Genomic DNA, 19,268 nt, shown 5'->3' with positions numbered 1-19,268 from the left:
GAATATGAATATGCCCAAGACACCAAGCCCTGAAGACTATGCAATGAATGTTGCAGCGCCCCCAGGATTTGATGCGCAAGCAGTTCCGATTCATGAGACATGCGCACATGAAAAAAAGGTAGCAAAAGAATTTCTTGAGCCAGCTGGTTTAAAGCTGCGCTTGCAATCTCCACCAAAATGGGAGCCAGAGATTACCGATGAAAACCGTCATGTGATTGCGGCAGATATTATTGCCAAACGTGAGTCTGCCGGAAAAGTTACTAAAGCTGCCGTACTTATTCCTCTTGTATTGAAAGAGGAGGGGTTGTCGGTACTGCTAACGCAAAGAACCAATCATTTGCGCGATCACGCAGGGCAAATTAGTTTTCCAGGGGGTCGCATGGATCCCGAGGATCAAAGTCCAAATGACACTGCTTTACGTGAGAGTCAGGAAGAAATTGGACTGGATCCCAAGAGAGTTGAGATTATTGGCCACATGCCTCAGTATTTAACAGTATCTGGCTATAGCGTGACGCCAGTAGTGGGATTGGTTCAGGCTCAGGCAGAATACGTCTTAGATGAGTTTGAAGTAGCGGATGTATTTGAAGTACCCCTGAGTTTTTTACTTGATCCTGCCAACCATCAGGTTAGACTGTGGCAAAGTGAGCAGGGCGGACGACGTTTTTATTCAATGCCTTATGAGAACCGCTTTATTTGGGGTGCCACTGCGGGTATGTTGCGTAACCTTTATCATTTATTAAAAGTATGACTTTCTTTTCTATTCTCTTTGCCCTTATTGCTGAGCAATATCGCCCAGTAACTTCAAGCCATTGGATTGCGCGTGTTTGTGCTCGCTGGTTAGATTGGGTTGCCGCTGAATTCGGTGGCAAGACTGAAGAAGGTGCGAGCCCTGTAGGCGCGCGTATGGCCTGTTTGGTTGCCTTCATCTTGCCAACCTTCTTAGTGTTCATGGTGTATGTCGTTTGCATGGTGACTTACCCCATTCTCGGATTTATTTGGAACATCGTCATCGCGTATTTGTTTTTTGGCTTTCGTCAGTTCAGCCATTCATTTACTGCTGTGCATGAAGCGATTGAAGCGCATGACTTGCCTGGAGCTCGTGCTGCCTTGGGTGAGTGGTACGGTCCTGAGTTAGACACTTCCAACTTAACTGAGACCGAAGTGATTTCTTTGGCGCTTGAACGTGCCATTATCGGATCACATCACCATGTCTTTGGTGTACTGTTCTGGTTCATGATGCCAATGGGTCCAGCGGGTGTTGTGCTCTATCGCTTGGCAGATATTGCTGCGCAACGTTGGTCTGAGCGTGGTGACTTCAATCTGAGTGAAGCTGCACGTCATTTCTTCTATGTGTTGGATTGGGTTCCTGCGCGCATCACCGCAATGGGCTTTGCGATTGTTGGCAACTTCGAAGGCGCTGTTTATGGTTGGCGTTACCTGACGCAAAAATGGTCTGATTCTTTATCGGCAGTGATCTTAGCTGCAGGTAGTGGAGCTCTAGGTGTTCGCTTAGGTGAGCCAATGAGTGAGCCTGATAGCGGTGAAGCATTGCGTATGGCGGAAGCTGGTGAGCCAGTTGTATACGAGGTAGGTCTTGAACCTACTGAGCGCACCATGCGCTCCGCAGTGGGATTGGTATGGCGTCTCGTTATCGCTTGGATGGCTTTGTTGCTAATGCTGACCATCGCTCTTTGGCTTGGCTAATTCCCTGAATTTGTACATCCGCTGTTTTTGAGTCGGAGTGTAATTGTCTAAATAGCGCCAGTCTTTCTGGCGCTATTTCGTTTCTGTCTACCGCTTCTCGTACCGCACAGTCTGGCTCAGATAAATGCGCGCAATTATGAAAGCGGCACTTGCCAAGCAAGTCTTTAAATTCTCTGAAGGCGTGTTGTAGTTCACTTACAGACATGTGAGCTAAACCAAACTCCTGAAAGCCTGGTGAATCAATTAGCGCGCCCAACTTGCCGGTTTCATCTCTGCCCCAGGCTTCTGGCAGTTCAAAGTAACGGCATGCAGTGGTGGTGTGTTTACCAGTATCTAGACGTACTGAATACTCTTGGGTCAGCGCTGCAGCGTTTGGTATCCAGGCATTGAGTAAGCTAGATTTGCCCATACCTGATTGACCAACAAAAACAGACACCTTGCCTTGCAACGCTGTACGTAAGGAGTCAATCGAGGCTGGATCAAATTTGGCAGAAACTTCGCTTACCTGATAGCCCATGCGCGCATAGGGTGCGATGATTTTTCGGGCATGTTCTAGGTTATCTTTGAGATCGCATTTATTAAGTAGGATATGTAGACCTATTTGATTGGCTTCTGCTGCTACTACTGCTCTGCCTAAAAGGTCTGGTGAGAAAGCCGGCTGTGTAGCGAGCACTACTAGGATTTGATCTACGTTTGAAGCAATGAGCTTGCTCTTAAATGCATCTGAGCGATAGAGAAGATTCTCTCGTGGCTCAATTTGGATGATGCGCGCTTGATCTGCCGAAGTCATTTCAAGCAACATGCGATCACCCACGGCACCGATGTGTTGTTTGGCGGGTGTGCTTACTTGAATCAGTGGACCGCTGGGGGACTCACAGCCATTAGCATCCGTATTTAAACGCTGCGCTAAATAATGCCTTCCGTAGGAGGCAATGAGTAGCGCATGAAACTGTTCCATCCTTATGAGCTAAACCGTTGTAAGTTGGCGATGCGTAATGGCGCAGGCGGATGGGAGCTATAAAAAGCCGTATAGATTGGATCTGGCGTGAGTGTTGACGCATTGTCTTGGTACAACTTCACTAATGCGGTAACCAAATCTTTTGCGGAAGATTTTTCAGCAGCAAAGCCGTCAGCTTCGTACTCATGTTTACGTGATGCCAAGCTAGAGAGTGGTGTGAAGAAGAAGCTAAATACTGGCGATACCAACATAAAGAGCGCCAATGCAAGTCCACCGTTATAGCCATTGAGGTTAGGCATTACGCCCAAGTCTGTGTAGAACCAAACCTTTGTGCTAATCCAACCTAAGAGAGCAAACATGGCAAAGCTCAACGCAAAGGAAACCAAGAGTCGCTTACGAATATGGTTGCATTTGTAATGACCAAGCTCGTGTGCGAGTACTGCCTCTACTTCGCCTGGATTGAGTTTCTCAATTAAGGTATCGAAAAATACAATGCGTTTAGCTTTGCCCATGCCTGCAAAAAATGCATTGCCATGAGCACTACGCTTACTACCGTCCATAACAAATAGACCTTGGCTGGCAAAGTCACAGCGTTTGAGAAGGGCTTCAATCTGCGTCTTTAATGGACCTTCATCTAGGGCTTCGAATTTATTAAAGAGTGGGGCGATAAAGGTTGGGAAAACCCACTGCATTAGCAAGCTAAAGACGGTTAATACTGCCCATGCCCATAACCACCATAAATCTCCTGCTTTTTCCATCAAGGACAAAATGACCCAAAGTAGTGGGACACCAATTGCACTCCCTACCGAGATCCCTTTAAACATATCTGAGAAGAAAAGTTTTTTGGTCATCCGATTAAAGCCAAAGCGTTCTTCAAGATGAAATTGCTTGTACCAAGAAAATGGAATATCGAGCACTCCGGAGATAAGCACAATTGAAACAAGCAGCGCCATTTGTTGGGGAATACCTTCACCCAGAAGTTGCAGCAGTGCCATGTTTAGGATCTGCAAGCCACCCAATAAGGTGAAGCAAATTAAAATGATGGCACTGACTCCATTTTCTATAATGCCAAGGCGTAATTTGGCGATAGTGTAGTCAGCTGCTTTCTGATGCTCGGCTAAAGTCACTTTTTCAGCGAATTCAGCGGGCACGGCATCACGATGCTTTGCCACATAGCGAATTTGACGTTGGGACAGCCAGTGGCGCAAGCCAAAACTAGCAATAAAGGCGATTAGAAAAACAATTGTGAATGTCATGAGATCATTATAGATATGAGCGAGCAAACTAACACAACAGTAACACCGGCAGTTAAGGCGGCACCAGCCAATGAGCACCTTATTTGGGTGGATATGGAGATGTCAGGTTTAAACCCCGAAACCGAGCGGATTTTGGAGATTGCCATCATCGTTACGGACGCCCATTTGAATACTATTGCCACGGCGCCCGTCTGGGTTGTGCATCAAGAGGATGCAGTCTTAGATGCAATGGATGCTTGGAATAAGGGCACTCATGGGCGTTCAGGCTTGATCGATAAAGTGAAGGCATCCACCTTGGATGAGGCTACCGTCGAAGCTGAATGTATTGCATTTCTGAAAAAATATATTAAGGCAGGTATCGCACCGATGTGCGGCAACACGATTGGTCAAGACAGACGCTTTATGGCTAAGTACATGCCTAAGTTAGAGGCTTACTTTCATTATCGGAATATCGACGTGTCTACTCTAAAAGAGCTCTGCAAACGTTGGCATCCCGAGTTGGTCAAGGGCTTTACTAAGAAGCAGGCTCACACAGCCTTGGCTGATATCGAGGAGTCTATCGAGGAGCTCAAATACTATCGTGAGAAATTTATCGTACCGCTGCCGCAGTGATTCAATAAACACCGCACAAGCAAAAGGTCCGCAATGCGGACCTTTTTATTTGCTAACAGATGATCAGTGTTCGGATTACTTTTTAATCGCGCTCTTGGGTCTGAAGACCTTAATCACTGATTCATCGGTTTCGATGTACGGACCACCAATTAAATCGATGCAGTAGGGTACGGCAGCAAAGATGCCGGGAACGATCGATTTGCCGTTTTCGTCTTTGAGGCCTTCGAGTGTTTCTGCAATCGCCTTGGGTTGTCCAGGCAAGTTAATGACCAGCGCAGCATGACCATCGACCTCCCTGAGAACAGCGGTTTGTCGAGACAGAATGGCGGTAGGGACAAAGTTCAGGCTAATTTGACGCATTTGTTCGCCAAAACCGGGGATTTCACGGGTTCCAGCATCGCGGGTAGCCTCAGGGGTGACATCTCTTCTTGATGGGCCTGTACCACCTGTGGTGAGGACTAAGTCGCAGCCTAGTTCATCTACAAGCTCAACAATGGTCTCGGTAATGACTTCGGATTCATCAGCAATCAAGCGTTCATGAAAGGCGCAGGGGTTACTGATTGCTCTCATGAGCCAGGCTTGGAGTGCGGGGATGCCTTCATCTTGATAGACGCCCTTGCTGGCGCGATCTGAGATGGAAATGAGGCCAATTTTGACCTCATTTGGGCTATTTCGTTTTAGGGCTTCGGTATGCTTCATGTTTCTATTCTAGCTATTATTAGGGTATGTTTACATACACATCGAATCAGTTTCAAGAAATCATCGATTTCATGCTCAAAGAGGCCAAAAGAAGGGGTGCCTCGGATGCCGTGGCTGAGGTTTCGGAAGGGCAAGGCTTATCTGTCACTGTTCGTAAGGGTGAAGTTGAGACTATTGAGCAAAGCCTAGACAAGCAAGTAGGCGTTACATTATTTTTGGGCCATCATCGTGGTAATGCTAGTACTAGTGACTTTTCTAAAGAGTCTCTCAAGGCAACGGTAGACGCTGCGTTTCATATTGCTCAACATACTGCAGAAGATGTGTGTGCTGGTCCAGCAGAGGCTGACCTACTAGAAAAGCATCCACTGGATTTAGATTTGTTTCATCCGTGGAATATCGATGCAGCTGCTGCTGTAGAAATCGCGCGCAGTGCAGAAGGTGCGGCATTTGCCGTGAGCAAACAAATTCAAAATAGTGATGGCGCATCTGTATCAGCACATCATGCTCATTTCATGATGGGGACATCTCTCGGCTTTATGGGTGGTTATCCATTTTCTCGCCACTATATTTCTTGTGCTCCGATTGCAAGTTCAGGCGGCAAGAAAGCGCATATGCAGCGCGATGATTGGTATTCTAGTTCACGCATTCCTGAGGAGCTAGCTGATCCTGCTGCGATTGGGCGATATGCGGCTCAGCGTGCTTTATCTCGTCTCAAGGCAAGATCATTAAGTACTCGACGTTGTCCTGTGATCTTTGAGGCCCCTTTGGCTGCGGGCTTATTGGGGGGCTTGGTGCAAGCAGTTTCAGGAGGTGCTTTATATCGTCGCTCTAGCTTTTTGCTAGACAGCCTTGGTAAGCAGGTTTTACCAAAGCATGTCAGTTTGTTTGAAGACCCACACTTAAAGTCAATGACTGGCAGTGCGCCATTTGATGAAGAGGGTGTAAAAACATCTACTCGCACAGTGGTAGACAAAGGAATACTAGAGGGCTATTTTTTATCAACCTATTCAGCTCGTAAATTGGGCATGAAGACTACCGGCAATGCAGGTGGCTCTCACCATCTCACTTTGCAAAGTAAGAAAACACCTAAGGGCGGTTTACCTGCCTTATTAAAAGAAATGGGCACGGGTCTATTGGTTACAGAGTTAATGGGCCAGGGCGTTAACTACGTCACGGGCGATTATTCGCGGGGTGCATTTGGTTATTGGGTTGAAAACGGCGAGATTCAATATCCCGTTGAAGAGGTCACTATTGCTGGTAATTTGCGCGACATGCTGATGGATATTCAGCTCATAGGCAGCGATACGTTGATCCGCGGGACTAAAGAAACAGGGTCGATCTTGCTGGGCTCAATGACGGTTGGTGGAAAATAACTAAAGATCTGAAGACAGTCAGTAGGTACAGTAACTCAGCGTAGTAGCTAAATATAAAACCAATATGCAAATGCATGATTTTTTAAGGGGGAGACAGTAATGCAAAGACGTTCATTTTTAAAGAAAGCCACTATTGGCGCTGGTGCTGCAGCTCTAGCTACACCGGCACTTGCGCAAAACTTACCAACTTTGAATTGGCGCTTGGTATCCAGCTTTCCTAAATCATTGGATACCTTGTTTGGTACGCCAGAAGTCTTTGCAAGTGCATTACGTAAAGCAACTGATGGAAAATTCAATGTCAAGGTATTTGCAGCAGGAGAGGTGGTTCCAGCTCTGCAAGTATTAGACGCAGTTCAAAATGGCACAGTAGAGTGTGGACATACTGCGAGTTATTACTACTTAGGCAAAAACAGCGCTTTCATCTTTGATACTGCCGCTCCATTTGGTATGACAGCCAGACAGCAAGCTGCTTGGATGCTCCATGGCAATGGTATGAAGTTAATGCGTGAGCTCTATGCAAGCTACAACATTGTGAATTTCCTAGGCGGACAGACTGGCACGCAAATGGGTGGCTGGTTTCGTAAAGAAATTAAATCTCCAGAAGATTTAAAGGGTCTGAAATTCCGTATCGCAGGCTTTGCAGGACAAGTGCTTGCAAAGCTAGGCGTTGTTCCACAGCAGCTACCTGCTGGTGAGATCTATTCGGCCTTAGAAAAAGGCACGATTGATGCTGCAGAATTTGTTGGCCCATACGATGATGAGAAGTTAGGCCTGGCTAAAGTAGCTAAAAATTATTATTACCCTGCGTTTTGGGAAGGCGCCGCAGGATTATCTTTCTTGGTTAATAAGAAGCAGTGGGATTCATTGCCGCCTTCTTACCAGGCGGCATGGGAAGCAGCCTGTTTTGAAGCGCATACAGACATGTGCGCCAAGTATGACGCGCTCAACCCACCAGCATTACAGCGCCTTTTACAAAATGGTGCGGTACTGCGTAAGTTCAACACTACGATCCTGGACGCATGCTTTAAAGCTAGTCAAGAAACCTACGCGGAAGAATCTGCCAAGAATCCACAATTTAAAAAGATTTTTGAGGACTATCGCGCCTTTAGGAATATGGAAGCCCAGTGGTTTAATGTGGCTGAACAAGCATTTTCACAATACAGCTTTAACAAGAAACTTTAACCAGAACAGTATTTAGTAACAGGGCTCCCAGTGGGCCCTATTTCTTTTTAGCGACTCTACGTTTGCTACTATCAAGCCATGTTTGATTCGATTGCCTCTTCATTAGTTCAGTCTTTTCATGCGCACTCATTCATATTTTTTGTGTGTGCAGTGATTAGTGTGATCATCGTCGGGGTGTCAAAAAGCGGCTTTGGTGCGGGTCTTGGTATTCTGTCGCTACCATTGATGGCAAGCCAATCCAGCATTAACGAAGCCCTAGCAATTTTGCTGCCACTTTTAATTGCAATTGATTTAGTAGGGATGCGTAGATTTATTCGCAATGCTAACTGGCGTATTCTGAAAATTATTACGCCACCAGCAATTGTGGGTCTTCTCCTGGGGGTGATTTTCTTTACTGCCATTACTCCAAAGGCATTGACGCTCTCCATTGGTATTTTTACCCTTCTGTTTTTGATTCAGAATCTCGCCATGTCGCGTATGGAGCTGAAGGAGACTAAATCCTATCCATGGCTTGGGCGTGCCATGGGTTTGACCTCAGGGTTCACTTCTTTTGTAGCGCATATTGGCGGTCCGCCAATTACCGTTTATATGCTTCGAGAGAATCTTTTGCCGATGGTCTATACCTCGACCCTGGGGATTTTCTTTACGGTCATTAATTTTGGCAAGCTTGGACCATATGCCTATTTAGATCTTCTCAATTACCAACAGCTAGCAACCTCAATCATCTTATTGCCCTGTGTGCCTATTGGCGTCTACTTTGGCTTTTACTTAGCCAAAAGAATCTCTATGAAATGGTATTACCGTACAGTGAGATTCTTTTTGCTAGTCGCTAGCATCAAATTAATTTCTGATGGGCTTATGTAGTTTTCAGTACTTGCTGTAAAAAGCGTGAGATATCCATCAGCTCTTCATGATTCACTGAGTGCTCCATTGGGTATTCATTCCAATCCACTTGATAACCCATGGATTCAAGCAGAGCATATGATGCTTGGGCGCGATCCAGAGTGACTACTGGATCATAGGTTCCATGCGCCATAAAGATGGGGGTAGTGGAGTTTGCAGAATGTTTTTCTATATTGGCACTCATTGCGAGAGGTAGATATCCCGACAAGGCAATAATGCCTGCCAGCTTGTGTGGAAAACGCAAGCCGATATGTAATGCCATTGCGCATCCTTGCGAAAAGCCTGCTAGCACTATTTTGTCGTATGCAATTCCGCGGCTAGCCTCTTTTTCAATAAGCTCAACTATTGCTGCTGCCGATTTTTGAATGCCAGCTGCATCTTCTTGGTCCATGAGGTTTCGGCCGATGATGTCATACCAGGCTGGCATTACATAGCCGCCATTTACAGTGACGGGCATGCTTGGCGCACTAGGAAATACAAAGCGAATTCCGGGGCTGTCCGTGAGTTTTAATTCTGGAATGATCGGTACAAAATCATTACCATCTGCGCCAAGGCCGTGGAGCCAGATAATGGCTGCTGTAGGGTTCGGACTAGTTTCTATTTCAATGCATGGGAGCATATTAATTTTCTCTGAATGAATTTGAATCGATCATTATCGACTCATATAAGCATCTTCGTTGTAGGTTGACACCCAGTGTGGCCTGAAAATAAGCAGTATGGCCAACAGCATTCCGGATAAAGAGCCTTCCATAAACGCAATAATTATGAGACCCAAGAACCATCCTTCGAAATCTAGCTGATTTGCTTCGCCCATTACCAGCCTGATAACCAGCAAGAGGGTTCCCGATAGAATTATGCTCATAAAAGCAGCTACATAACCATTGCCAAGAATCAGAACAAATAAATGCTTTGGTATAAATCGTTGAATGATTTGAATGGATAGGTAAGCAAACAGTGTAGGCAGCACACACACCATTAAATAATGCTGCGAAGCGACTTCATAGTTTCCTTGGATTACATAGACACCTAGAAATGCCACTGGAAATAAAATGGCAAGGGCGATTGCTGGTCCAAACATTGCTGTTAGCAGTGAGGCACCATAAAAATGGAAGATCAGGCCATAAAACTTCCCAGCAGGTTGGCCTGGCAGGCTTGGTGAGATATTCCAAGCGATGACCAGAAAGATGATGGTAGCGGGAGCCAACCAACTTAGGGGTGGTTTAGAAAATGAGCGGGGTGGACTTGCAAACAAGGCTCCCAGAAAAATGGCTACTGCTAGGCCCAACCAAATCATATTGCCTCTATTTATTCAGGTAGGTGAATATGTCAGTCTAACTAAAGCCTAGATAAAACCTATCGGCACTTTCACTAGGGGATGCGCGGAACTTAGTAAAATCTCCCAATACTCCCCCTTCATATAGGCGATACATGAACTCAAAAAAGCTAACTAATCTCATTTTAGGGGCGATGGTCTTAGGTGTTTTGGCAGGTTATTTGGTGAATCTGTACGGTGCCGGAACGGCTTTTCCTGGTCAGTATGTAACTTATATCTCCATCTTGACAGACGTATTCTTGCGCTTGATCAAAATGATTATTGCACCCTTGGTGTTTGCAACACTCGTGGTTGGTATTGCCAAAATGGGTGATGCCTCAACAATCGGTCGAGTGGGTTTAAAAACCTTTGCATGGTTTATATCTATGTCTTTGGTTTCCCTATTGCTCGGCTTAGTGATGGTGAATATTCTGCAACCAGGTGTTGGGGTGGAGTTAACTCTGCCGGAGATTGCTGCTAGTACTGGATTAAATAAGAGCAGCCTCAATCTTCCTGAATTTGTGCGACATATCTTCCCTGTCAGTATCTTTGATGCAATGGCAAAAAATGAGATCTTGCAAATTGTTGTGTTTGCCGTCTTCTTTGGTGTGGGTGCAGCTGGTATGGGCGCGCGAGCAGATGAATTCATTCGCAACCTCGATATGCTCTCGCACATCATGCTCAAGATTACAACGGCAGTGATGAAGCTTGCTCCTATAGCGGTATTCTCAGCTGTCTCATCAGTAATTGCGGAGAATGGCGTAGGCATATTAATGACCTACGGCAAGTTCATGTTGAGCTTTTATGCATCCATCTTTACGCTCTGGATAGTGATTATTCTCATCAGTTCTCTCGTTCTTAAAAAACGCACTTTGCACTTAGTAAAGATGTTGCGTGAGCCAGCATTATTGGCGTTTACAACGGCCAGCTCTGAAGCTGCTTATCCCATGACGTTAGAGAGGGTAGAGCGCTTTGGTTGTAAAAACAAAATTGCTTCATTTGTCTTGCCCGTGGGTTATTCATTTAATCTAGATGGCTCGATGATGTATTGCACTTTTGCTGCCGTCTTTATTGCACAGGTCTATGGTATTGAAATGGAGTTAAGTCAACAGCTCTTAATGTTGCTGGTATTGATGATTACTTCTAAAGGCATTGCGGGTGTGCCACGAGCTTCTTTGGTGGTGATTGCTGCAACCTTATCGCAATTTAACTTGCCTGAAGCTGGGGTGTTATTAATCCTGGGTGTTGATCATTTCTTAGACATGGCACGTTCTGCAACCAATGTTTTGGGTAATGGTTTGGCTACTGCCGTCATCTCCAAATGGGAAGGTGAGTTAGAGGGTTAGGTAGATCCCCTCAAATGTAGTCGTAATTTGATGTATGTAGGTGTAAGATCGATTTCATAGCTTGCTCTAGACAGAGGGGGTTGTGATGAAACCGTTTTATATAGATTATCCGCAGGAGAAAATTGCAGAGCATCAGCATGCATATCGGTGCCTGCATTGCAAGATCCCAACTACGATTATTTTTGGCTTGCTCGAGAATCATGCTAAAGATTGTGCCTATCGAATACATCAAGGTAGATGGACCCAACTAGAGGCAAGCCTCAAGCCTACCCAAAAACATTTTGATGAACCACACATTGATGAGGTGGATTAATGAAAACATACCCAATCGCTCTCGAGCTCACTGTGTGGATGGATCTTGGTCTGAATCAATATGAAGTAACGATTGATGAAGTCTCTAAGATTTCTATTAAGCGAACAGATGATGTGCTGCGCTCAAGAGAGCTGTCTGGCAATGAGGTCAGCACTTTAATGGCCGCCATTGAATCTTTAAGGGTGCCAGTCAGCGAAGAGCCGAAAGAAGTTGCAGCCAAGCCTTCTGCCAGTTACGAATTGATTGTGGAGTCTGCCCACTTCTCTCTGGAATTTAATTGGGAGGATGTGGACTTAAAAGGAGCGAGTGCACAGGCATTTACATCTGTGGCTGCTCTGACTGCCGTTGTAGAAAGCTTGGATTTAGCTCACTAAGATCTTTTTTAAGCTTCCACAACAATAAATTCTCCTAGAGATACTCTGTCTCTAAATTGCGAGAACGAAAAGAGCGCCTTAATTTTCCTAGTATTGATGACCTCAATTTTTCCGTCTGGTGTGAGGTTGGCAAGGTAATCCCCTTCCGGAAATAGTGCTTCAGGAATACTTTCAGTCTCGAGCATTTGAGCAGGCAATACTAAGCTCTTTGTTATTTTGATGCGCATGACTCATATTAAGCAATAGGAGTTAGAATGATTTTTTGAATTGCACAGTTTCTAAATCAATTGCACCAAAATAGGGGCTAACCATCTACTGCAAAGTAATAGCTTGCACAGAAGGGGTGCAATATTTATTTGCTAGATTTTAGGCGACTACTTTTACGAGTCTTTTCATAAAATGAATCCGGCTTATTTTCTACCCAGTGAATAAATTTCTTCATCTCTGGATGTTCTCTTAGTGCCTGAGCGTGATGATATTGCTGAGCAAGTTCGGTTTCGGTAAACAAGGCATGTATTTGTTTATGGCAAATTCGATGAAGGTATTCCGTAGTTTTACCGCCCTTAGATTTGGGGATGAGATGGTGGGCATCCCTTTGCGACGCCGGAATGGGGCGATCACAGATGGGGCACATGATTTCAGCCGGCTTTTGTAAGGCCGGCACCTCCTGTGCAATCAGTTTTTGACGAATTTTTCCAATCATGCGAGGGGTTTGGCTATATTCCGGAGCAAAGTCATGTACTCAAGCTAGTTTAGTAAATAAGTCTTAAACTTGCTGGGTGCCAAAATCCGTAACCCTCTCCGAACCCGACTTATCTCGCCTTATAGAAATGGCTTGGGAGGACCGTACGCCATTTGATGCCATTGAGAAAAGCTTTGGTCTGGGTGAGCCCCAGGTGATCGCCATCATGCGTAAGGAGCTTAAGCGCAGCTCATTTGAGCTCTGGCGTAAACGAGTTACCGGACGAGCAACTAAACATAGTGCTTTGCGTAGTGAAGATGTCACTCGGGCTTACTGCCCAACTCAATATAAGAATAAATGAAGCATCCTGAGCGCCTCATTCTGATTTTGGGTGATCAGCTTGATTTGCAGAGCTCTGCCTTGCGAGATATTAATCCCAAGTCGGATCAAATCATCATGATTGAATCGGCCAATGAGGCCCAGTATGTTTGGACTCATAAGGCCAAAATCGCTCTATTTCTATCGGCAATGCGTCACTTTGCAGTTGAACTTGAAAAGCAGGGTTATCCGCTGACTTATATAAAAAGTTCGCCACTGTCGATTGTTGAGGTTCTGCGAGAGCAAATCCAAAAAAATAAAGTGAAGCGTTTGGTTTGTATTGAGCCAGGCGAATGGCGTCTCAAGCAGGCGCTCGAAGCATTAGCAAAAGATCTTGGTATTGAATTAGAAATGCGGGAGGATGAGCATTTTTATTGCTCCCGCCAAGAATTCGTAGAGTGGGCAGCAAATAAAAAAGAGTTCAGGCTGGAGTACTTCTATCGATTGATGCGTAAGCGGCACAATATATTGGTAGACCGTGAAGGCAATCCCGAGGGCGGGCAGTGGAACTTTGATCAAGATAACCGCAGGCCCTATCCTAAAAAGGGTCCAGGCATCATCGATGCTCCAGCATCGTTTGAAGTCGACGCAATCACACAAGAAGTGCTGGACTGGGTTCAAAAGACTTACCCAGATCACCCTGGGTCTCTAGATGTATTTAATTGGCCCGTTACTAGAGAGCAAGCGGTTCAAGCCCTGGAATATTTTGTCGAGTACCGCTTAAGAAACTTTGGTGTTTATCAAGACGCGATGTGGACTGATACACCCTTTGGATGGCACTCTATTTTATCGAGTGCACTCAACCTGAAGTTGCTTAATCCGCGCGAAGTGGTGAATGCAGTGTTAGTGGCTTGGAGAAAATATTCTTTAGATCTTTCAACTATTGAAGGCTTCATTCGGCAGGTATTGGGGTGGCGCGAGTTTGTACGCGGCATGTACTACCTAGATATGCCAAAGATGGCGCAGGATAATTACTACCAGCATCAACGCCCATTGCCAAAGTGGTACTGGAATGGGCAGACACAAATGGCTTGCATGAAAGATGCCATAGGCCAAACACTGCAATATGGCTATGCGCATCACATTCAGCGCTTAATGGTGACAGGTAACTTTGCTCTTTTAGCAGAAATTCTGCCGCAGGAAGTATGTGAGTGGTACTTGGCTATATATGTGGATGCGATTGAATGGGTTGAGCTTCCTAATACGGCAGGCATGGCCTTATTTGCTAATGGCGGTAGATTTACAAGCAAGCCTTATATAGCCAGTGGAGCCTACATTAAGCGGATGAGTAACTATTGCGGGTCTTGTAAATATAAACCTGAGGTTCGTTACGGAGAAGATGCATGCCCCATCACAACTTTGTATTGGAATTTCTTAATCAAGCATCGAGAACAATTTGAGGCTAGCCCAAGAACGAGACTCATGACGGCTAATCTGAAGCGTATTAGTGACGAAGATCAAAAAGAAATTACGCTGCATGCACAGAAAATACTAAATCACTTGGATGATCTTTGAAAATCATGACAAAGACATCATTTAAGGGTAATAAAAGCTTTCTGCCATCGAAGATTTGCGTGGTTTGTAAAAAAGAGATGACTTGGAGAAAGTCGTGGGCAAAAAACTGGGAGTCAGTGAAGTATTGCTCAGATGCCTGTAGGGCAAAAAAACTTTAAAGGCGAACTGAAGTTTTTAATGTATCTCTGTCAACTCCCTAAAGGTTGACCCGTTACATAGGAAAAGGATGTATTTCCTTTGTGACTAGGAGGTCTACATGAAAAAGTTACTGGTTTGCTTGCTTCTAGGAGCGGCATTTGCCGGAGCAGCGTCAACTGTCAGCGCCCATGGTGGCAGAGGTAGCTACTACTATAGCAGTCATGGAGGCGGTTGGCGTGGTGGGTGGGCTCCTTTTGCTGTAGGCGCTCTTGCTGGAGTGGTTGTAGCAAATGCGTACTACAGGCCTGCCCCTGCTTACTACATGCTTCAATATAGCTATCCACCACAACCTCAATCAGCAGCTTTTTGTCCTGAGAATGGGCTTTATTACCCGCAGACTCAGGCTTGTCCCAGCGGCTGGCAAAGGGTTAATTATTAAAACTTATTACTGACTAACCAAAATAAAGGCCACTCGAAAGTGGCCTTTATTTATGCAATCATTAATTGCTTTATTTAGATTATTTTCCGCATGGGAATTTACCTGCCAAGAACCGTAAAACACTATCAGCTGCAGGATCGGCTGCGTATTGAGTATTTTTTTCTGCCCAGCCAATAAATTCTTGGATAACCTCTTTGCGCGTTGGTGCGGGTTGCTTTAGGCAAATAAATTCAGGGGCTGTTTTTGAATTGCGCGTTACTAGATAAGTGTCGTAAACAGCCTGTCCATAAATTTCGCAGGTAATAAAAGTGCCATTAGTGCCCTTACAGTCTTGTAAAAGTTCTTGCGTGCTAATCATATTGCCTGCTTGAGATCCGCTTGATAGGCCCAAAAGTGCGCTACTAAATACTAATGATAGGATTTGTTTTTTCATGATTATTCTTTCGTATTAGTCTTAAATTAAGTTTGTTAGGTTTAGTCGATTAGCGTCTGCCTCTAAAGCCGCCACCGCCAAAGTGATCTCCACCTGAGCGAGCACTGCCGCCACCAAAGCGATCACCGCCGCCATTAAATTTGGCGCCGCGCGCATCCCCAAAACCACTGGAATCATTTCTAAAATTACTTTGTCTAGTATCGCGACTGCCTGAATTTCGGTCTCCAGACCGATCGTTCTGACCTAAGTTGCGATCTTCGCCACTGCGACTGCCGATATTATTGCGGCTATCACCGCTAATACCGTTGCGCTGAAGATTTTGACGTAACTGGTCACGTTCGGCATCACGGCTTGCGCCCCCGCCACCAAGATTGGCATTGCGTCGTTGTTGATCTGGCTTCCAATCACTTGTGCCACTTCTGTTTCCAGACCAATTGTTGTTAGTGTTGCGATTGAAGTTATTGAAGTTATTGTTATTAATAGTCAGTGAGTTGCCACCACCCCAGCCGCCTCCCCAATGGCAACCGCCCCAAAGTGCAGCACCTACCGCCATGCCTACACCAAATGAGAGAAGTGCAGTCCCAGCAACATAGCCTGGAGGGTAATACGCGGCAGGTGGATAAGTTGGATAGGGCCAAGCGCCATAGACGACAGTTGGGTTGTAGGATGGAACATAAACAACCTGTGGATTTGCTGGCTGAATCACAATCGTTTCGGAGGAGCCGCTACCTTGAGTTGTTACTGTTTGCTGGGAGTTTGATTGCAATGCGCCAGTCTTTTTTGCTTTAGCGCGCAATGCTTGAATTGCAGTCATTACATCGGATTGTTGAGCCAATACCGCATTACCTAAATTTTGGGTCCAACTTAATTGTGATCCCATCATATTTAAAACGGGAGGGAAAGATACTAAAGACTTCACGCTAGGATCCCAGTCCTGTTGCTGCAAAGCACTATTTAATGCATCCCCTTTGATGTTGCCGTTATTACGCAACCAATTCGTAGCTTCTGAAACCTCTAAGGGGTACGTAGATGCCATTAATACTTGTGATACCAAAGGATCTGGATATAGTGCAATGGGGGCAACCAGCGCCTCTAATTGTGCTTGTGATTGCTTGCTTGCTTGAGTTTGATTGCTACCTTGAGCATAGGTAACAGGTACTACCGCAGGTAGACTCAGTGCTGTAACTAAAAGCCCTGCAAGTAATTGAGAGGGAACCCCCCTTTTTTTTGGTGCCGACATTAGCGCATCCTTTTATATGAGTAGAAAAATATTTTACTCAATCTTCAAGGTTTTATTAAAAATTACTCAGTATCTTCTAGGCGTAAACTGTTCAATATGGCTCACAGTGGTATTTTCCCTAATAAGACGGACTCATAGCATTTAATAAATGCATCGTTACTTTGGCTGCTGCAGAGTTTGGGTACCGATAAGGTTCTGTTGTATAGCTGAATTCGATTAATTCGTTCGGATTTAGGTAGCAATGCAAATAAATCCCCTCGCTTGCGCAGATATTCATTATCAAAACCGACAATTCCAAATTCAAGCATCTCCATTTCAGTTAGTTTATAAGTTTGCTTAGATTTATATGACAGCATTACGTCTATTAAGCCATTGCGAATTCCCATTTCGAATAAGTACTGATTCACCATACTATTAAAGCTAGTAAGCTTGAATGAATTTTCAAGGCTTTGAGAAGCATCAATTTCTTTGATAATCTCTCCATCTCGGCTGGTGATTGTCAATCTTCCAGCATGCACACCCACTGTTCCAGTTTTGGCTGCTCGCACAACCCCGCCAGCCAAAATAAATACACAAGCACTTTCGCAGTGTCCGGTTACAAAAGCTTGGGCATTTTTTTGACGCAATAATCTTCCAATTTGCATCGCTATTTCACCATTGCCACCTGGGCTATTTAAGAGCACGATGAGGCCGGCTGGAATAGGATCCTGATTTTTCCAGCCCAATAACTCGCGTTGAATTTTCTGAAGGGTGTCTGCGTTTATAACCCCTTCAATTCGCATGATACGGGGTACGTCCGATGAGGATATAGCTCGTGTACTTTGCAAAAGTAAAAAAGCAAGAAATAAAAGAAGGAATTTTTTCATAAGAAAATAGAGCTTAATAATAATTAACTTTACGCGACATTCAATGCTTTTCGTTTACTATGAGGTGCATTTAATTGAAAAAATTTATGACGCCTATTTTGTACTCCTATCGCCGATGCCCTTACGCAATGCGCGCTCGTATGGCTTTGAAATACGCGGGCATTGAGGTTGAGCATCGTGAGATTGAGTTACGCAACAAGCCTCAATCGATGTTGCTGGCCTCCCCTAAAGGAACTGTTCCCGTACTTTGTATGGATGGCTTAGTTCTGGATCAAAGCTTGGACATCATGCATTGGGCAATCTCGCGATCTGATCCCGATCAGTGGAGAAGTGCTGATGATGCTATTGCTCAAGCATGGATTGAAAAAAATGATGGACCCTTTAAAGTCCTGTTAGATCAATATAAGTATCCCAACCGTTTTCCAGAGCTAGATACTGAAGCAGTTCTCAATGAGATATTGCAAATAATGTTGTTGCCTATGGAAAAATCATTGCAAAATTCTCAATACTTGCTTGGAGAAAAAATGACTTGGGTAGATATTGCTATCTTTCCATTCATTAGACAGTTTTCGATGGTTGATCTAAAGAAGTTTGATGATTTGCCAATTCCCGCAGTCAAGAAATGGCTTGCACAACTTCTTGAGTCTGAATTATTTCATTCTGTAATGCACAAGCACCCAGTCTGGCGGGATTAAGGATTGCAGTGCTTGCAATTTGAGGGTTCTGCAAACCTAAATACTTTCATACCTTCGGTTTGCTTGTGTTCGCATTTAATGCAGCTCCAGATTTTGGCAATTTCCTCATCTGTTGCTAGACCGCAGGCCTTGCATGGCAGGCCACGTTTTACATCTGTGATCCAAAATCCAGGAGTATTGCACTGGGTGCAGACTGAGTTCATCTTATTTGCTAGGTCAATCGCAGCCTTGCGAATGTTTTCCATGCGGGTTGGATTGGCAAAGGCGCGTAAATCATTTTCAACATAAACAATACCTTTTGAGGATAGGCTTTTTGCCCAATCAAAAGCATCCTTTAGTTCCGCTAAATCTTGAATCCCTTTTCTCGATTGCGGGTGATATTCATCAGTGGGTTTGATGACTAAGTGGTGCGATGGAAAGAGTGCAGAATCAGCAAACTTTTTGAGCTCTTCCCAATGTGTTGCGTAGCTACTCTCATTTTGGGCTGGACCACTAGCAAATCCAGTTAGTTCAAGTTGGTGTTTTTGATCCATCAGAACAACTAATTCATTATTCCAGGGGATGGCACCGGTGTAAGGGTCATTCATAAACGCACCTTCATTGGCCAAGCCCAAGTCACACTTGAGCAATTCCATTCCGATAGCAGCTTTTTTGCGTGCAGCATCTAGTTGCGAGCCGTATCGAGCCGTTTCCTGTGTAAATGTGCCCAGCAAATCGGTATCGTAGGTATCCGTATGCTCTACAAAGCAATCTACTTCGGCATTAAGCACTTCGCCGATCACCTTTTCTTTGCCGTGCTTGGTTAATAAGCTGGCTGATCGTTTGGAAAAGATGCCCATAGGTTTCTTAT

At 44.9% G+C, this 19,268-nt stretch carries 25 protein-coding genes; 14 read left to right on the top strand and 11 right to left on the bottom strand.

What is annotated here, in order from left to right; genetic code table 11:
* Positions 1 to 10 precede the first annotated feature (10 nt).
* On the top strand, positions 11 to 748 hold the full coding sequence (locus QMF28_RS07385; RefSeq protein ID WP_082786432.1) for a CoA pyrophosphatase: 738 nt from the start codon (positions 11 to 13) through the stop codon (positions 746 to 748).
* Complete coding sequence (locus QMF28_RS07380; RefSeq protein WP_281742031.1) at positions 745 to 1,704, top strand: CobD/CbiB family protein; 960 nt, start codon at positions 745 to 747, stop codon at positions 1,702 to 1,704. The genes QMF28_RS07385 and QMF28_RS07380 overlap by 4 nt, the downstream gene beginning before the upstream one ends.
* Here QMF28_RS07380 and rsgA read toward each other — a convergent pair.
* Positions 1,649 to 2,662, bottom strand: coding sequence for a ribosome small subunit-dependent GTPase A (gene rsgA, locus QMF28_RS07375; protein WP_281742029.1), 1,014 nt, complete (start codon positions 2,660 to 2,662; stop codon positions 1,649 to 1,651). The genes QMF28_RS07380 and rsgA overlap by 56 nt on opposite strands.
* Before the next feature lie 2 nt (positions 2,663 to 2,664).
* Complete coding sequence (locus QMF28_RS07370; protein ID WP_281742027.1) at positions 2,665 to 3,918, bottom strand: M48 family metallopeptidase; 1,254 nt, start codon at positions 3,916 to 3,918, stop codon at positions 2,665 to 2,667.
* Between the two features lie 15 nt (positions 3,919 to 3,933).
* Between QMF28_RS07370 and orn the strand changes: the two genes are divergently transcribed.
* On the top strand, positions 3,934 to 4,530 hold the full coding sequence (gene orn / locus QMF28_RS07365) for an oligoribonuclease (protein WP_281742026.1): 597 nt from the start codon (positions 3,934 to 3,936) through the stop codon (positions 4,528 to 4,530).
* A 75-nt stretch (positions 4,531 to 4,605) separates the two neighbouring features.
* On the opposite strand, the gene mog is transcribed toward orn, so the two are convergent.
* Positions 4,606 to 5,229: a molybdopterin adenylyltransferase gene (gene mog, locus QMF28_RS07360; RefSeq protein WP_281742024.1), complete on the bottom strand. Its 624-nt coding sequence runs from the start codon at positions 5,227 to 5,229 to the stop codon at positions 4,606 to 4,608.
* Between the two features lie 26 nt (positions 5,230 to 5,255).
* Here mog and pmbA point away from each other — a divergent pair, with 26 nt between their 5' ends.
* From pmbA to QMF28_RS07345, 3 genes are all read left to right on the top strand, one after another.
* Positions 5,256 to 6,602 carry a metalloprotease PmbA gene (gene pmbA, locus QMF28_RS07355; RefSeq protein ID WP_281742022.1) on the top strand — a complete coding sequence of 449 codons (1,347 nt, stop codon included), beginning with the start codon at positions 5,256 to 5,258 and terminating at the stop codon, positions 6,600 to 6,602.
* Between the two features lie 99 nt (positions 6,603 to 6,701).
* On the top strand, positions 6,702 to 7,784 hold the full coding sequence (locus tag QMF28_RS07350; protein ID WP_068324257.1) for a TRAP transporter substrate-binding protein: 1,083 nt from the start codon (positions 6,702 to 6,704) through the stop codon (positions 7,782 to 7,784).
* A 78-nt stretch (positions 7,785 to 7,862) separates the two neighbouring features.
* Positions 7,863 to 8,648 (top strand): sulfite exporter TauE/SafE family protein, encoded by a 786-nt coding sequence (locus QMF28_RS07345; protein ID WP_281742021.1) that lies wholly within the window; start codon positions 7,863 to 7,865, stop codon positions 8,646 to 8,648.
* On the opposite strand, the gene QMF28_RS07340 is transcribed toward QMF28_RS07345, so the two are convergent.
* The gene (locus tag QMF28_RS07340) at positions 8,641 to 9,306 is read right to left on the bottom strand and encodes an alpha/beta hydrolase (RefSeq protein WP_281742019.1); all 666 of its coding nucleotides are present in this window, start codon (positions 9,304 to 9,306) and stop codon (positions 8,641 to 8,643) included. The genes QMF28_RS07345 and QMF28_RS07340 overlap by 8 nt on opposite strands.
* 33 nt (positions 9,307 to 9,339) lie before the next feature.
* Entirely contained in the window at positions 9,340 to 9,981 is a 642-nt protein-coding gene (locus QMF28_RS07335) for a hypothetical protein (protein WP_281742017.1), read from the bottom strand.
* 134 nt (positions 9,982 to 10,115) lie between these two features.
* Between QMF28_RS07335 and QMF28_RS07330 the strand changes: the two genes are divergently transcribed.
* From QMF28_RS07330 to QMF28_RS07320, 3 genes are all read left to right on the top strand, one after another.
* Positions 10,116 to 11,345, top strand: a complete 1,230-nt coding sequence (locus QMF28_RS07330) for a dicarboxylate/amino acid:cation symporter (RefSeq protein WP_281742015.1) — start codon at positions 10,116 to 10,118, stop codon at positions 11,343 to 11,345.
* A gap of 85 nt (positions 11,346 to 11,430) precedes the next feature.
* Entirely contained in the window at positions 11,431 to 11,658 is a 228-nt protein-coding gene (locus QMF28_RS07325) for a hypothetical protein (RefSeq protein ID WP_281742013.1), read from the top strand.
* Complete coding sequence (locus QMF28_RS07320) at positions 11,658 to 12,032, top strand: hypothetical protein (RefSeq protein WP_281742012.1); 375 nt, start codon at positions 11,658 to 11,660, stop codon at positions 12,030 to 12,032. The genes QMF28_RS07325 and QMF28_RS07320 overlap by 1 nt, the downstream gene beginning before the upstream one ends.
* An 8-nt stretch (positions 12,033 to 12,040) precedes the next feature.
* On the opposite strand, the gene QMF28_RS07315 is transcribed toward QMF28_RS07320, so the two are convergent.
* Together QMF28_RS07315 and QMF28_RS07310 are read right to left on the bottom strand one after the other, a co-directional pair.
* Entirely contained in the window at positions 12,041 to 12,259 is a 219-nt protein-coding gene (locus QMF28_RS07315) for a hypothetical protein (RefSeq protein WP_281742011.1), read from the bottom strand.
* Positions 12,260 to 12,384: 125 nt separating this feature from the next.
* Positions 12,385 to 12,735 carry an HNH endonuclease gene (locus QMF28_RS07310; RefSeq protein ID WP_281742010.1) on the bottom strand — a complete coding sequence of 117 codons (351 nt, stop codon included), beginning with the start codon at positions 12,733 to 12,735 and terminating at the stop codon, positions 12,385 to 12,387.
* A gap of 76 nt (positions 12,736 to 12,811) precedes the next feature.
* On the opposite strand from QMF28_RS07310, the gene QMF28_RS07305 reads away from it, so the two are divergent.
* The 4 genes from QMF28_RS07305 (at position 12,812) to QMF28_RS07290 (ending at position 15,184) form a co-directional block, all read left to right on the top strand.
* The gene (locus tag QMF28_RS07305) at positions 12,812 to 13,075 is read left to right on the top strand and encodes a TIGR03643 family protein (RefSeq protein WP_281742009.1); all 264 of its coding nucleotides are present in this window, start codon (positions 12,812 to 12,814) and stop codon (positions 13,073 to 13,075) included.
* On the top strand, positions 13,072 to 14,607 hold the full coding sequence (locus QMF28_RS07300; RefSeq protein WP_281742008.1) for a cryptochrome/photolyase family protein: 1,536 nt from the start codon (positions 13,072 to 13,074) through the stop codon (positions 14,605 to 14,607). The genes QMF28_RS07305 and QMF28_RS07300 overlap by 4 nt, the downstream gene beginning before the upstream one ends.
* 5 nt (positions 14,608 to 14,612) lie before the next feature.
* Positions 14,613 to 14,765 carry a DUF2256 domain-containing protein gene (locus QMF28_RS07295; RefSeq protein WP_281742007.1) on the top strand — a complete coding sequence of 51 codons (153 nt, stop codon included), beginning with the start codon at positions 14,613 to 14,615 and terminating at the stop codon, positions 14,763 to 14,765.
* A gap of 98 nt (positions 14,766 to 14,863) precedes the next feature.
* Complete coding sequence (locus QMF28_RS07290) at positions 14,864 to 15,184, top strand: hypothetical protein (RefSeq protein WP_281742006.1); 321 nt, start codon at positions 14,864 to 14,866, stop codon at positions 15,182 to 15,184.
* A 79-nt stretch (positions 15,185 to 15,263) separates the two neighbouring features.
* Here QMF28_RS07290 and QMF28_RS07285 read toward each other — a convergent pair whose 3' ends face one another.
* The 3 genes from QMF28_RS07285 to QMF28_RS07275 all read right to left on the bottom strand — a co-directional run bounded on the left by QMF28_RS07285 (position 15,264) and on the right by QMF28_RS07275 (position 17,723).
* Complete coding sequence (locus QMF28_RS07285) at positions 15,264 to 15,617, bottom strand: Rap1a/Tai family immunity protein (protein ID WP_281742005.1); 354 nt, start codon at positions 15,615 to 15,617, stop codon at positions 15,264 to 15,266.
* Positions 15,618 to 15,666: 49 nt separating this feature from the next.
* Positions 15,667 to 16,857 (bottom strand): DUF3300 domain-containing protein, encoded by a 1,191-nt coding sequence (locus QMF28_RS07280; protein WP_281742003.1) that lies wholly within the window; start codon positions 16,855 to 16,857, stop codon positions 15,667 to 15,669.
* A gap of 101 nt (positions 16,858 to 16,958) precedes the next feature.
* Positions 16,959 to 17,723 carry a COG3904 family protein gene (locus QMF28_RS07275; RefSeq protein ID WP_281742001.1) on the bottom strand — a complete coding sequence of 255 codons (765 nt, stop codon included), beginning with the start codon at positions 17,721 to 17,723 and terminating at the stop codon, positions 16,959 to 16,961.
* Positions 17,724 to 17,797: 74 nt separating this feature from the next.
* Here QMF28_RS07275 and QMF28_RS07270 point away from each other — a divergent pair, with 74 nt between their 5' ends.
* A complete protein-coding gene (locus tag QMF28_RS07270; protein WP_281741999.1) occupies positions 17,798 to 18,418 on the top strand; it encodes a glutathione S-transferase in 621 nt (206 codons plus the stop codon).
* On the opposite strand, the gene QMF28_RS07265 is transcribed toward QMF28_RS07270, so the two are convergent.
* Positions 18,415 to 19,257 carry a DUF6671 family protein gene (locus tag QMF28_RS07265; RefSeq protein ID WP_281741997.1) on the bottom strand — a complete coding sequence of 281 codons (843 nt, stop codon included), beginning with the start codon at positions 19,255 to 19,257 and terminating at the stop codon, positions 18,415 to 18,417. The genes QMF28_RS07270 and QMF28_RS07265 overlap by 4 nt on opposite strands.
* Positions 19,258 to 19,268: the final 11 nt, after the last annotated feature.

The sequence above is a fragment of the Polynucleobacter yangtzensis genome, from assembly GCF_027924165.1.
In the GTDB taxonomy this organism is placed as follows: domain Bacteria; phylum Pseudomonadota; class Gammaproteobacteria; order Burkholderiales; family Burkholderiaceae; genus Polynucleobacter; species Polynucleobacter yangtzensis.
Note: the sequence above shows the minus strand (reverse complement) of the source record. Positions and strands in the feature narration are given on the sequence as shown.